We start from the raw sequence: 13049 nt of genomic DNA on the forward strand, positions 1-13049 counted from the left end.
CTGTCACTCTTGCCTCCTTGCGCGGGCTTTGTCGTTCCATCCCGCATTCCCTGTGCTAGCCTTCCGCGCAACATTGGCACGTCAAAAGCCGATGACAAAGCAATGAGGAAACATATGTCCGATCCGCTCCACGCATCGTCTCCGGCTTGTGCGCAGACGCTACGGGCACTGTCGCGCTATCCTGGACGCACCGCTTTCGCCTGGCCCGGCGGATCGCTGAGCTATCAGGGCACAATCGACCTGATCGGACGGATCCAGAGCGTATTCATGCGCCTTGGATTGCAGCCCGGCGCGCGTGTCGCTCTCCTCACCGCCAATCGCGCCGACACCTGGTGCGCCGGTGTCGCCGCGCAATTGTCCAGACTCTGCATCACCTGGCTGCACCCTCTGGGATCGCCAGGGGACCAGCTCTTCCAGCTCGAGGATTCCGGGGCCGAGATGCTGGTGGTCGATGCGGCCTCCTTCCGCGAGCGCGGTGGCGAGCTCGCCGCACAGGCGGGGCAGCTCAAGGCGGTCTTCACCATGGGACCGGCCGACTATGGCGTCGACCTGTTGCAGGCGATCGAGATCGAAGGCCACGCCACCGCGCTGTGCCTCGCCGGCGCCGACGATCTCGCGACGCTGAACTACACCGGCGGGACGACCGGAAAATCCAAGGGCGCGCTGCGCTATCATCGCGAGAACAGCGGGGCGGCAGGTGCGATCCTCGCCGACTTCGAAATTCCAGAGGCGGCGCGCTATCTGACGGTCGCTCCGATCAGCCATGTCGCGGGCACAAAGGTGCTGCCGACCCTGATGCGCGGCGGCACCGTCCACATGCTGAAGGGTTTTGATCCCGAGGCGGTACTGGCCACCATCGCGCGCGAGCGGATCAATTTCACATTGTTCGTGCCCACCATGATCTACGTGCTGCTCGATCATCCCGCGCTGGGCAAGACCGACCTCTCCTCGCTCGAGCTTGTGCTCTATGGCGCCTCCGCGATGTCGCCGAGCCGGCTGATCGAGGGGATCGAGCGCATCGGGCCGGTGTTTTCGCAGCTCTACGGCCAGACCGAATGCTATCCCGTCTCGGTGCTGCGCAAGGCAGATCACAATCCCAAGACGCCGGAGCTGTTCCTGTCCTGCGGTTTCCCGATCGCGGTTTGCGAGGTCGAGATCCTCGACGACAACGACCAGGAGGTGAAGACGGGCGAAGCCGGCGAGATCTGCGTGCGCGCTCCACATGTCATGGCGGAGTACTGGAAGCGGCCGGACATCACCGCCGAAACGCTGAAGAACGGCTGGGTGCATACCGGCGACATCGCGCGCAAGGACGATCGCGGCTACATGTTCATCCTCGACCGCAAGAAGGACATGATCGTCTCTGGCGGTTTCAACATCTTTCCACGCGAGGTCGAGGACGTGCTGTCGCAGCATGCGGACGTGGCGATGGTCGCGGTCGTCGGCATCCCCGACGAGAAATGGGGCGAAGCCGTCACCGCCGTCGTCGTCCTGCGCGAGGGCGCAAAACCTGATGCCGATGAGTTGATCAATCTGGTGAAGACGCGAAAGGGCTCGGCGCATGCGCCGAAGCAGATCCAGTTCGTCAAGCAACTGCCGATGACCAGCGTCGGCAAGGTCGACAAGAAAGTACTGCGCGCGAGCTTTTGGGGCGGGCGGGACCGGATGGTGGGATAGACACCCCGGAATTCTACGGTGTCATTGTGGCCCCGGCACCACAACGCGCAACGGAGTGAGCGCCGGCGATGCGCACGCAATTGCGGGCGAATCAGGGAATCAACTAGACCGCTAGCGGGGCTGGGAAGCGGAGTGTGAAATGAGAGTCGCTTCCCTGGAAAGTGCGTTGGCCGCGGTCACGTTGATCACGGCTATCATCGTGGTGCTGTGGGAGATCAAGATCTTCTACGGCGTGTGAACAGGCAGGATGCCGCGCCGAACAAGAGACCTTCGAACAGAAGGCTCGCGACCAGGCATCCCTTCCGCGGCGGCGGAAGCCTGCCGTTCAACCGGCCAAGGGAGCGATCGCGGCGCTCGCCGTCACGCTCACCGCTTCTCGATCACCAGGCTTTGCACCGCGCGGCCGAAATAGCCCTGCCGGTCGGCGAGCCGCGACATCGCAAGCCCGGCGCCGTCAGGACCGATCCAGGAGTCGCCGTCGAGCAGGATCCATTCGCCGATCGGCTGGCGCGAAAAGCTGACGGTGAGGTCGGCGTTGATGTAGGTCCAGGCGCGGAAGTCGAGCGTCGAGGCGGTGCCGTTGGAGAAATCTGCGGCGACCACGGCGCGCATCGCCTGCGAGAGCGCTTCGCCTGCGATCAGGGGATGGTCGACCCGAAACCAGATCGCGCCCGCGCCGGCCTGGCCGAAGCGGCCGCGCGCGGCGCGCATCGAGACCGAACGTACGAACGGGCTGGTGGCGGCATGACCGTCCTCGACCAGCGAGTCCTCGGGCGACGGCAATTCGACCGGCAGCGCCTTGACGTCGTCGGGGAGCGCCAGCGCCTGGCGCTTGATCTTGAGCACGGTCGCGCCGACGACCTGCACGCCGTCGGCGAGCAGCTTGACCCCGCAGAGCTGGATCTTGCGGCCCTCGCGCAAGATCTCGGTCGCAATCGTGAGCGGCGCCACCGGCACGGGGCGCATCAGATCGATGGTGACGCGCGCGATGTCCATCGTTACAGGCGTCGGAATGCGCTCAGCCGCCCACGTCACCAGCGAGGCCGGCGCCGAACCGTGCTGCATACGCCGGTCCCACGGGCCCGCGGCGTCCGGGCTGGTGACGACGCTGTTGCCGTCGACGCGGTAAATAGGGGTCATGTCGTACTCGATCTCGGGTGGCGTTCCCCGGACGCAGCGTAACGCTCTTGCGGTGCGCTGCTGATCCGGGGTCCAGTTGTCGTGGCGATGGGTCCCGGCTCTGCGGCGCGGCACCATAGCGCGTCGAAGACGCGCGTGAACGCGCTTATGACGCCGCAGCGGGTCCGGGACACCACAGCGATCACAACGGCGGATCGACCGCTTCGTCGTATTCCTTCTTGAATCGCGCGATCATTTCGGCGGCGGGCACGATGCCGTCGATGCTGCCGACACCCTGGCCCGAACCCCAGATTTCCTTCCAGGCTTTTGGCTTGGCGCGCTCGCCGGAGGCGTCGGTGCCGAAGTTCATCTTGGAGGGATCGGAGGTCGGCAGGTTTTCCGGATCCATGCCGGCGGCGAGAATCGACGGCTTCAGATAGTTGCCGTGCACGCCGGTGAAGAGGTTGGAATAGACGATGTCGTCGGCGTTCGCGCCCGCGATCATCTCCTTGTACGTCTCGACCGCATTGGCTTCCTTGGTGGCAATGAAGGCCGAGCCGATATAGGCAAAGTCGGCGCCCAGGATGCGCGCAGCGCGGATCGCCTTGCCGTTGCCGATGGCGCCTGACAGCGCGATCGGGCCGTCGAACCATTTTCGCGTCTCGGCAACGAAAGCCAACGGCGAGATCGTGCCGGCATGGCCGCCGGCGCCGGCCGCGACCAGGATCAGGCCGTCGGCGCCCTTCTCGATCGCCTTGTGCGCGAATTTCTGGTTGATCACGTCGTGGAAGACGATGCCGCCCCAGCCGTGCACGGCCTGATTGAGCTCTTCGCGAGCACCGAGCGACGAAATGACCATCGGCACCTTGTACTTGGCGCAGAGCTGCATGTCGTGATCGAGCCGGTTGTTCGATTTGTGCACGATCTGGTTGACCGCGAACGGCGCCGACGGCTTGTCGGGATGGGCGCGGTCATAGGCCGCGAGCTCTTCGGTGATCCGCGCCAGCCACTCGTCGAGCAGTTCCGGCGGCCGCGCGTTCAGCGACGGAAACGATCCGACCACACCCGCCTTGCACTGCGCGATCACAAGATCGGGCACCGAGATGATGAAGAGCGGCGAACCGATCACGGGGATCGACAGGCGTCCCTTGAACAAGGCAGGCATGGACATTGCGAGAAGGTCCTCTGTTGGCGGTCAAATGGAAGTTGGGGGCCATACCAACAAGGCAATCTTTCCACTGTCAAGTATTGCGTTCTGACGCCGTGGCGGACGCCGTTACCGCAATTCCAAGCTACGGAATTCGCTGCGGGACGACGACATCACGCAATCAGATCCGGATTGATCAGCCGCTCGAATGAGAACATCTCGTCCCATGTCTCCTGCGTCAGCAGCTTGCGCTCGACCACGACGATCTGGTGCAGCGATTTGCCGCTCTTGTAGCCCTCGCGCGCGATCTCGGCGCATTGCTTGTAGCCGAGCAGCGGCTTCAGCACGGTGACGATGCCGAGCGAATTGAGCACCATGTTGCGGGTGTGCTCTTCGTTGGCAGTGATGCCCACGACGCAATTCTCGCGCAGGCTGTTGACCGCGCGCTCCATGGTACGGATCGAGAAGAACAGCGCGAACGAGATCACCGGCTCCATCACGTTGAGCTGGAGCTGGCCGGCGGACGCTGCGAGCGTCACCGTGGTGTCGAGCCCGATGACAAGGAAGCTGGTCTGGTTGACGACCTCGGGGATCACCGGATTGACCTTGCCGGGCATGATCGAGGAACCCGGCTGAAGCTGCGGCAGGTTGATCTCGTTGAAGCCCGCACGCGGCCCCGAGGCGAGCAGGCGGATGTCGTTGCAGATTTTTGTCAGTTTGCTCGCGGTGCGCTTGAGCACACCGGAGAGCTGCACATAGGCGCCGGTATCCGACGTCGCCTCGACGAGGTCGCCGGCGAGGATGAAGTCGATGCCGGTGAGCGCGCTCAGGTGCCGGACCGCAAGTTTTGGATAGCCATGCGCCGCGGTGACAGAGGTGCCGATCGCAGTGGCGCCGAGATTGACCTCGCGCAGCAACGCGCGCGCCTCCGAGATGCGATCGACCTCCTCGCCCATCGTGGTGCCCCATCCGCGGAATTCGGCGCCGAGCGACATCGGCACCGCGTCCTGCAAATGTGTGCGGCCCATCTTCAGCACGCGCTCGAACTCCCGGCCCTTGGCGAAGAACGCCTCCTGGAGCTGGCGTAACGCGGTCATGTAGCTCTCGAGCCGCAGGATCAGCGCCAGCCGAAAGGCAGTCGGATAGGTGTCGTTGGTTGACTGGCCGTAATTGACGTGATCGTTGGGGCTGACATGCTGATAGTCGCCCTTGGCAAAGCCGAGCGATTCCAGCGCGAGATTGGCGATCACCTCGTTGGCGTTCATGTTGGTGGAGGTGCCGGCGCCGCCCTGGATGAAGTCGGTGACGAACTGGTCCATCATGTCGCCGGCGATGACGCGGTCGCAGCCCACGATGATGGCTTCCGCGACTTTGGTGTCCACCGCGCCGAGATCGCGATTGGCCATGGCCGCAGCCTTCTTCACGTAACCGAGCGCCTTCACGAAGTAAGGCTCCTGGTTCATCGGAATGCCGGTGATGTGGAAGTTCTCCTTCCCGCGGATGGTCTGGACGCCGTAATAGATGTCATCGGCGATCTCACGCTGTCCGAGGAAGTCCTGCTCCGTACGGCTCATGGGCGCTCCTTGCTTGCTCGCGCGACGTCCTCAGTTCTGGCACAGCGCGCTGGTGACGAAGGTATCAGTGCGGCAGTCGTCCGGCTTGCGTTGCCTGCCCGGGATCAGAACCTTGGCCGAGCATTTCTCCGCGGAATCGGCATTCAGGCTCTTGCCTTCCGTGTAGCCCTTGCTCTGGCAGAGTTTGTCGGCGGCGAGCTTGCAGTCGGGCGCGCCGTTCGACGAGGCCGGACAGGCCACGCGTCCCGACACCATGCTCGACAGCTTCGCCAGGCGCGACAAATCGTTGATGGTCTCGCTCGGGCTTTTGATCGGCGGCAGGATCGAGGGCAGCTTGTCGAACAGCTTGCCCATTTCGCTGATCAGCCCGGGATTGTCCTCACGCGCCGGCGGTGACGAAGGAGCTGATGTCGAGGGCGGCGGCGCGGCCTGCGGTCCTTGCTCCTGCAAGCCGAGCGCTGGCGGCGCGGATTGCGGCCATCCGGTACCGCCGGCAGCCAGCAGGAGCGAAAGCACCGCAATTATCAGCGTCCCCGGTCGCAGGACCGGAATGCCGGATCGAAGCATCATGACGGCAACCGTAGCCGAACCTGGCGCGGCCGCAAAGCGCCTCGGGTTAGATCAATTTGGGTTAGATCAACTTGATCGCGATCACAAAGCCGAGCACCAGCACGGCGGCGCCGATCGCCACAAAGAGACCGAGATGCTTCTCGATCCTGACTCGGATCCAATCGCCATAGCGATTGAGCAGGATCGCGACGATGAAAAAACGACCGCCGCGCGCGACGATCGAGCAGATCATGAACAGGACGAGATTGTAGCCGGCAAAGCCCGAGGTGATCGTGACGAGCTTGTAGGGGATCGGCGTCAGTCCCTTGAGCAGGATGATCACCGCGCCCCACTCGGCATAGGAGGCGCGAAAGGCATCGACCTTGTCGCCGAGGCCATAGACCTGGATCAGCCAGTGACCGACCGAGTCGAACAGCAGCGCGCCGATGGCATAGCCGAGCAGGCCGCCCAGCACCGACGTCGCGGTGCAGATCGCCGCATAGACCCAGGCGCGCTGCGGGCGAGCCAGCGACATCGGAATCAGCATCACGTCCGGCGGGACGGGAAAGAAGGAGCTTTCTGCGAAAGCCACGGCACCCAGGATCCAGAGCGCGTAAGGCTTGTGAGCGGCGTCGATGCACCAATCGTAGATACGTTTCAGCATGGCGCCGCGATGAAGCACCATCGGACGGATTTGTCCATCGCCAGTTTTGTGACGTTTCTAGTGGCGCTTCCGCGCCACGCGACCCTCGATCGCGACAATTGGCCGCCTGGCGGCCACGCGCGGTGACGCAACTTTGGGCAGCTTCATCGCCGATTTCGGCAGCTTCTCGGCGATGCCGAGCATGTCTTCCCGCCGGGTCATTTCGCGCCAGACGTCCTCGGGACGCACGCCGGCCGAGGCCCAGAGCACAGTGAGATTGTAGAGCAGATCGGCGCTTTCCCGGATCACGGCTTCGCTGTCGCCATTGACCGCATCGATGACGACCTCAATGGCCTCTTCGGCCAGTTTTTTCGCCATTTTGGAGGGCCCACGCTGAAACAGCCGGGCTGTACGCGATGTTGCCGGATCAAGGTCCCTGGCCGCGAGTACAGCCAGATATAGCCGCTCAAGCGAATCACTCATGGTCCTGAAAACTACTCTAAACCAATGGCGGGCGCGTTAACGTCTGACAATAAACGGCCAAACAGGCCATCGCGGCAAGCGCGACGGCCTGTTGTGGTCAATTCTACGTAGCCGGGCTTAGTAGCAGGTCGAGGCGTAGCCTTGGCCGCCCTGCGCGGACTGATAGGGACCGCCGCAACGGTGGAACGGGCGCGGACCAATATACGAGTCGCCGCTGTAATAGACTGGGCCGTCATCATAGTAGGCCGGACCACCACCGTAATAGGCCGGGGCATCATAGGCGTAGGCGTCACGGCTCGCGGCGATCGCAAGCCCGGTGCCGATGGCGCCGGCAATGGCCGCGCCGGCAAGGGCCGCACCACCACCACCATGCCAGTGGCGGCCGCCGGCGTATGAGGCGGTCGGGGCGACCGCGGTCAACGCCAGCACCGCGGCAGTGGCAATAGCGGCCTTGCGGCCGGCAAACTTCGAAAAGCTGTCAAACATGTCCTGGACCCTCCTTGGGACCTCGAATGGTGCCTGACGACAGGCTCATGTCTCTCAAACACCCACATCCCATGTTGGGTTCCCCAACCCCAACACAAGCTGAACGGGGTTGCGTGATCGTGACGCAACCGCCGCTCATCCGCCGTTCATGTTGGCGCGGAGAGACTGCTCCGCCAGCCGGCGCTGCGAGCGTCACGAGATCACAACAAGGCGAGACCGGCGCGACTGATGTTCAGATTCAAGACGACCGCCCTTCGCTGCCTGCAAGCCCTTGCAATCTCGCTTGCCGCGCTGACTGCACGCGATGTCACGGCGGCTGAGACCGCCGCGCCCTCTATTGCGATCCACTTCGCCTTCGACCGTCCGATCGATGCAAGCATGGCGCCGTTCTTCCTGGCTGCAAAGGACGGCAGCTTCGGCGCCGAACGTCTCAACGTCTCCTTCAGCAGCACGGCCGGATCGCCGGAGGCGCTCGCGCGCGTCGCCAAGGGCGAAAGCGAGCTCGCGCTGGTCGACATCAATGAGCTGATCCGCTTCCGCGACAAGGACGATGCGGCACCGGTCAAGGCGGTGTTCGTGCTGTTCAACCGTGCGCCCTACGCGATCGTTGCCCGCAGGAGCCGCGGCATCCATCTGCCGCCCGATCTCGACGGCAAAACCGTCGGCGTCGCCGATAGCGACCTGTCGATGCGGCTGTGGCCGGCGCTGGCGCAGCAGAACGGCATCAACACGGCGCACATGAAATTCCACAGGATCAGCGCCGCCGTGCGCGAGCCGATCCTCTCCGCGGGAAAGGTCGATGCCGTCGCCGGCTTCAGCTATCTCTCGGGAGTGAACCTGCGCGATCGCGGCGTACCCGGCGACGATCTCGTCGTGCTTCGCTATGCCGACTATGGCTGCGAGGCTTATGGCTTTGCCGTCGTGGTCAACCCGGCTTTCGCCGCGGCCAAGCCGGACGCCGTGAAGGGATTCGTGCGCGCATTGATCGCAGGCATCAACGCGACCGTGAAAGAGCCGGCGCGTGCGGCGGACGAAGCCGCGAGCCGCATCGACGACGGCGACCGCAATCTCGAATTGGCGCGCCTGCGCACCGTCCTCGTCGACAATATCCAGACCGACGAAGTCCGTCGCAACGGCCTCGGCGGCATCGACCCCGCGCGCATGGACCGCTCGATCGACCAGATCGCGCAGGATTTCAAATTCCGCAAGAAGCCGGTTGCGGGGGATATCTTCGACGACCGGTTCCTGCCGCCGGTTGCAGGGCGGCTGATCAACTGAACATCGTGGTGCATCACTTTCGAATTTGAAAACGGTGATGCCTATCGGGTCGATTTCGAGCAATATCGCTAACACCGAGCCGAGATTGACTCGGCGTGGAGCTGCCATGGTCGAATATCCTGCCAAGCGAAATCCCCGCCGCTGTCCCGTTCATCCCGGCGCGGTGCTTCGCGAGGACATGCTGCCGGCCTCAGGCAAGACCAAGGTTGAGATCGCGCGCCTGTTAGGCATCTCGCGGCAACATCTTCACGATATCATGGAAGAGAAGAAGCCTCTGTCGCCGGAGGTAGCGGTCCGTGTCGGGAAGCTGTTTGGAGGCGGCGCCGGGATCTGGGTCCGGATGCAGGCTGCCCACGACACCTGGCACGCGGAACAGACGGTGGACGTCAGCCATATCCCCACGTTGAAGGTGGCCTGAGCCGTCCACACCAATGTAGTCTTGCAGCCGTTCAACTGGTTGACTGACGACCTTCCCACGGTTCAGCGTATCGCATGCCCATCCTCCGTCTCTACACCCGCGTTCTCGAACTGCTCGGCAAGGAAGCAGGGCTCGGCTGGCTGCTGGCGTTTGCCAATCTCCTGCTTGCCGCCTCGCAGTTCGCAGAACCCGTGCTGTTCGGCCGGATCGTCGACGTGCTCTCCGGCAAGACGGTTGCCGGATCGGACTCGGCCTGGCCGTTTCTGATGGCCTGGGTGGCATTCGGGCTGTTCACCATCGCCTGCAGCGCGCTCGTGGCCTTGCAGGCCGACCGGCTCTCGCACCGCCAGCGCCAGGCGGTGCTGACCGACTATTTCGAGCACATCCTGCAATTGCCGCTGACCTTCCATTCCGGCACACATTCGGGCCGGCTGATGAAGGTGATGCTCAACGGCACCGATGCGCTGTGGCGGCTCTGGCTCGGCTTCTTCCGCGAGCACTTTGCCGCGATCCTGTCGGTCGTGGTGCTGCTGCCGCTATCATTGTACCTGAACTGGCGGCTCGCGATCCTGCTGTTCGTGCTTTGCATCGTCTTCACGGCGCTGACGACCTTCGTGGTGCGCAGAACCTTCGGCATGCAGATGGAGGTGGAGGAGCACTATAGCGAGCTCTCCGCGCGGGCTTCCGACGCCCTCGGCAACGTCGCGCTGGTGCAGAGTTTCGTGCGCGTCGAATCCGAGGTGAAGGGCTTGCGCTCCGTCGCCGACCAGTTACTCGCGGCGCAAATGCCGGTGCTGTCGTGGTGGGCGCTCGTCACCGTCATCACGCGCGCCTCCACCACCATCACCGTGCTCGCGATCTTCACACTGGGCATCTCGCTGCACGACCAGGGGCTGACCTCGGTCGGCGAAATCGTGATGTTCGTGAGCTTCGCGACGCTTCTGATCCAGAAGCTCGAGCAGGTCGTGAGCTTCATCAACAACGTATTCATGGAAGCCCCGCGCCTGCGCGAGTTTTTCAACGTGCTCGATGCCGTGCCCGCGGTGCACGACCGACCCGATGCGATCGACGCGGGTCGGCTCTCCGGCCTCGTCGAATTCAACGACGTCACCTTCTCCTATGACGGCAAACGGCCGGCGATCGAGGATCTCTCCTTCACCGCGCTGCCAGGCCAGACCATTGCGCTGGTCGGCGCGACCGGCGCCGGCAAGTCGACGGCGATTGCGCTGCTGCATCGCGCCTTCGATCCGCAGTCCGGCTTCATTAGGATCGACGGCATGGACGTGCGCGGGGTGACGCTGACATCGCTGCGGCGGAACATCGGCGTGGTCTTTCAAGAGGCGCTGCTGTTCAATCGCTCGATCGCGGAGAATCTGCGCGTCGGCAAGCCGGACGCCACTGAGGCGGAGATGCGCAAGGCGGCAGGGCGCGCACAGGCGCTCGAATTCATCGAGCGCAGCGGCGGCTTCGAGACCAATGCCGGCGAGCGCGGCCGCATGCTGTCCGGCGGCGAGCGCCAGCGGCTGTCGATCGCCCGCGCATTGCTGAAAGATCCGCCGCTCCTGATCCTGGACGAGGCGACCAGCGCGCTCGACGCCGTCACCGAGGCCAAGGTGAATGCCGCTCTCGACGAAGTGATGAAGGGGCGCACCACCTTCGTGATCGCCCACCGTCTCTCCACCATCCGCAATGCCACGCGGATCCTGGTGTTCGAGAACGGGCGTGTGATCGAAAGCGGAACTTTCGATGAACTCGTGGCCAAAGGCGGCCATTTCGCCGAACTCGCCAGGGCCCAGTTCATGGTTCGGGAGAACGCACGGGCCAGCGTGACAGCAGCTGAGGCTGCCGCGACTGCCGCCCAGTCGCCTTAGCAAGTCTTCATGGGACCGTCGAAATTCGGCCTATTTCATTGCGGAATACCCCGCTGATGCCCCTATTCCCGACGCACCAGCCGGTATAGGTTTGCGACGCCGCAAGCGGCGGCGCTGGATTCAGAACCGAACATCAGATCACGAGAGCCGACCGGAACCGGCGGGTCTCCAAGGACCGGAATCGGATAGTGCACGCTCTTCGCCCGCTGCTTCGTAAATCCCTGTTCAACCTGTTCGCTGCGACACTCGCATGCGCCGCATCGCTCGCGCCGCGCGCGGCGAGCGCCGAAGCATTGCTGCTGATCGAGGCAGACACCGGCAAGGTGTTGCAGGCGGAAAACGCGACCATTCCCTGGTATCCGGCTTCCGTCACCAAGATCATGACCGCCTATGTCACGCTGAAGGCGGTCAAGGACGGCAAGCTCACGCTCGACACGCTGATTACGGTGTCGCCGACAGCGGCCTCGCAATCGCCCTCGAAGATGGGATTCCGTCCGGGAACACAGCTCACCGTCGACAATGCGCTGAAGATGATGATGGTGAAGTCGGCGAACGACATGGCCGTTGTGCTCGCCGAAGGCGTCGGCGGCTCGATCGACGGCTTCTCCGCGATGATGAACGACACCGCGCAGAGACTCGGCATGACGCAGACGAGCTACGTCAATCCGAACGGTCTGCCCGCCGACGGCCAGATCACGTCGGCGCGCGACCTCGGCATTCTCGCGCGCTCGTTCCTGCGCGACCTGCCGGAATACGAATACTTCGTGCACATCCCGGCGATCCGCTTCGGCAAGCGCGTCACTGGCAATTTCAACAAGCTGATCGGCCGCTATCCCGGTGCCGATGGTTTCAAGACCGGCTTCATCTGCGCCTCGGGCTACAACCTCGTTGCGTCGGCGACACGCAATGGCCGGAGACTGATTGCGGTGGTGCTCGGCGCCAATTCCGGCACCGCGCGCGCGGTGAAGGCAGCCCAGCTGCTCGAGCGCGGCTTCTCGCAAGACAATCTCACCTGGCTCCGCCCCTCGCTCGGCACCGTCGAAAAGCTGGTGCCGGTCGACGCCTCGCCGCCGAACCTGCGCGAGGACATGTGCGGCGGCCATCGCAAGCGGCCCGCCAGCGATGACGACGACGCACTGATCGCCACCAATGGCGGCACGAGCGGATCGGCCTCCGCCACCGGCGGCGAAGCCCAGGTGACGTTCTTCACCGCTGGGCTTCAACCACCCTTGATGAAGGCCTCCGAGCTGATGGCCACGGCCGCGGCGGCCGCGGAGCCCGTGCTGGTCTATACCGGCCCGACCCGCACCGGTACCGCCCTGATCGCCGCGGTCGCGGCCGATGCCGACCAGCAGGCCACCCCAAAGCCGCGTGGCAAGAAGTCGCGCGTCGCCAAGAAGCCTGACGCGGCCGACAAGCCGAAGGATGCCAAGACGGACGCCAAGACCGAGGCCAAGACCGCGGCGGCGAAGCCGGTTGCCAAGCCAGCCGACGGCAAGAGCGCTGCCAAGCCGGCCGGGACCAAGCACGCTGCGGCCAAGTCGGATTCAGCAAAGTCCGATGCGGCGGCAAAACCTGCGGCAAGCGGCGATCAGGCACCCAAGCCCGCCAAGCCAAAGGCAGCGACCAAGCCCGCCGCCAAGCCGGCCAACAACAGTTAGCGGCGCGCCGAGCTGAGACCACGCCCACTTTGCACTGCGGCCGCGCGGTTTGGCAGGATTCCGGTAGCCACTCCCTGGCCTTTGCCCTAAGTCACGACGACTTGCCACCCGTTCCGGCAAGCTCGATACTGGCGGCAATGAGG

General features: G+C 64.1%; 12 protein-coding genes. 5 read left to right on the forward strand and 7 right to left on the reverse strand.

Translation table 11 applies throughout. From position 1 onward, the window contains the following. The first annotated feature begins 114 nt into the window (after positions 1–114). Positions 115–1677 (forward strand): AMP-binding protein, encoded by a 1563-nt coding sequence (locus IVB27_RS21400; RefSeq protein WP_247445214.1) that lies wholly within the window; start codon positions 115–117, stop codon positions 1675–1677. Positions 1678–2043: 366 nt separating this feature from the next. On the opposite strand, the gene IVB27_RS21405 is transcribed toward IVB27_RS21400, so the two are convergent. The 7 genes from IVB27_RS21405 to IVB27_RS21435 all read right to left on the reverse strand — a co-directional run bounded on the left by IVB27_RS21405 (position 2044) and on the right by IVB27_RS21435 (position 7678). Further along, the gene (locus IVB27_RS21405; protein WP_247445215.1) at positions 2044–2817 is read right to left on the reverse strand and encodes a thioesterase family protein; all 774 of its coding nucleotides are present in this window, start codon (positions 2815–2817) and stop codon (positions 2044–2046) included. A gap of 181 nt (positions 2818–2998) precedes the next feature. Further along, positions 2999–3967 carry an NAD(P)H-dependent flavin oxidoreductase gene (locus IVB27_RS21410; protein WP_247339822.1) on the reverse strand — a complete coding sequence of 323 codons (969 nt, stop codon included), beginning with the start codon at positions 3965–3967 and terminating at the stop codon, positions 2999–3001. Between the two features lie 149 nt (positions 3968–4116). Further along, positions 4117–5517, reverse strand: coding sequence for an aspartate ammonia-lyase (locus IVB27_RS21415; protein ID WP_247339821.1), 1401 nt, complete (start codon positions 5515–5517; stop codon positions 4117–4119). 30 nt (positions 5518–5547) lie between these two features. Continuing rightward, on the reverse strand, positions 5548–6087 hold the full coding sequence (locus tag IVB27_RS21420) for a hypothetical protein (protein ID WP_247445216.1): 540 nt from the start codon (positions 6085–6087) through the stop codon (positions 5548–5550). Positions 6088–6148: 61 nt separating this feature from the next. Further along, positions 6149–6751 carry a YqaA family protein gene (locus IVB27_RS21425; protein ID WP_247445217.1) on the reverse strand — a complete coding sequence of 201 codons (603 nt, stop codon included), beginning with the start codon at positions 6749–6751 and terminating at the stop codon, positions 6149–6151. Positions 6752–6787: 36 nt separating this feature from the next. After that, positions 6788–7192 (reverse strand): phosphoribosyl-ATP diphosphatase, encoded by a 405-nt coding sequence (hisE, locus tag IVB27_RS21430; RefSeq protein ID WP_247445218.1) that lies wholly within the window; start codon positions 7190–7192, stop codon positions 6788–6790. A 117-nt stretch (positions 7193–7309) separates the two neighbouring features. Further along, complete coding sequence (locus IVB27_RS21435) at positions 7310–7678, reverse strand: hypothetical protein (RefSeq protein ID WP_247445219.1); 369 nt, start codon at positions 7676–7678, stop codon at positions 7310–7312. 228 nt (positions 7679–7906) lie between these two features. Here IVB27_RS21435 and IVB27_RS21440 point away from each other — a divergent pair, with 228 nt between their 5' ends. The 4 genes from IVB27_RS21440 (at position 7907) to IVB27_RS21455 (ending at position 12906) form a co-directional block, all read left to right on the forward strand. After that, the gene (locus tag IVB27_RS21440) at positions 7907–8956 is read left to right on the forward strand and encodes an ABC transporter substrate-binding protein (RefSeq protein ID WP_247445220.1); all 1050 of its coding nucleotides are present in this window, start codon (positions 7907–7909) and stop codon (positions 8954–8956) included. Between the two features lie 106 nt (positions 8957–9062). After that, a complete protein-coding gene (locus IVB27_RS21445; RefSeq protein WP_247445221.1) occupies positions 9063–9374 on the forward strand; it encodes a HigA family addiction module antitoxin in 312 nt (103 codons plus the stop codon). Positions 9375–9448: 74 nt separating this feature from the next. Continuing rightward, positions 9449–11245 (forward strand): glucan ABC transporter ATP-binding protein/ permease, encoded by a 1797-nt coding sequence (locus IVB27_RS21450; protein WP_247351215.1) that lies wholly within the window; start codon positions 9449–9451, stop codon positions 11243–11245. A 188-nt stretch (positions 11246–11433) separates the two neighbouring features. Further along, positions 11434–12906, forward strand: a complete 1473-nt coding sequence (locus IVB27_RS21455) for a D-alanyl-D-alanine carboxypeptidase family protein (RefSeq protein WP_247445222.1) — start codon at positions 11434–11436, stop codon at positions 12904–12906. The last annotated feature ends 143 nt before the right edge of the window (positions 12907–13049 follow it).

It is taken from the genome of Bradyrhizobium sp. 197 (genome assembly GCF_023073375.1).
Taxonomy (GTDB): domain Bacteria; phylum Pseudomonadota; class Alphaproteobacteria; order Rhizobiales; family Xanthobacteraceae; genus Bradyrhizobium.

Coding starts and splice junctions, on each gene's coding strand:
- IVB27_RS21400 (WP_247445214.1), top strand. CDS start 115: ATGTCCGATCCGCTCCACGCATCGTCTCCGGCTTGTGCGCAGACGCTA.
- IVB27_RS21405 (WP_247445215.1), bottom strand. CDS start 2,817: ATGACCCCTATTTACCGCGTCGACGGCAACAGCGTCGTCACCAGCCCG.
- IVB27_RS21410 (WP_247339822.1), bottom strand. CDS start 3,967: ATGTCCATGCCTGCCTTGTTCAAGGGACGCCTGTCGATCCCCGTGATC.
- IVB27_RS21415 (WP_247339821.1), bottom strand. CDS start 5,517: ATGAGCCGTACGGAGCAGGACTTCCTCGGACAGCGTGAGATCGCCGAT.
- IVB27_RS21420 (WP_247445216.1), bottom strand. CDS start 6,087: ATGATGCTTCGATCCGGCATTCCGGTCCTGCGACCGGGGACGCTGATA.
- IVB27_RS21425 (WP_247445217.1), bottom strand. CDS start 6,751: ATGGTGCTTCATCGCGGCGCCATGCTGAAACGTATCTACGATTGGTGC.
- hisE (WP_247445218.1), bottom strand. CDS start 7,192: ATGAGTGATTCGCTTGAGCGGCTATATCTGGCTGTACTCGCGGCCAGG.
- IVB27_RS21435 (WP_247445219.1), bottom strand. CDS start 7,678: ATGTTTGACAGCTTTTCGAAGTTTGCCGGCCGCAAGGCCGCTATTGCC.
- IVB27_RS21440 (WP_247445220.1), top strand. CDS start 7,907: ATGTTCAGATTCAAGACGACCGCCCTTCGCTGCCTGCAAGCCCTTGCA.
- IVB27_RS21445 (WP_247445221.1), top strand. CDS start 9,063: ATGGTCGAATATCCTGCCAAGCGAAATCCCCGCCGCTGTCCCGTTCAT.
- IVB27_RS21450 (WP_247351215.1), top strand. CDS start 9,449: ATGCCCATCCTCCGTCTCTACACCCGCGTTCTCGAACTGCTCGGCAAG.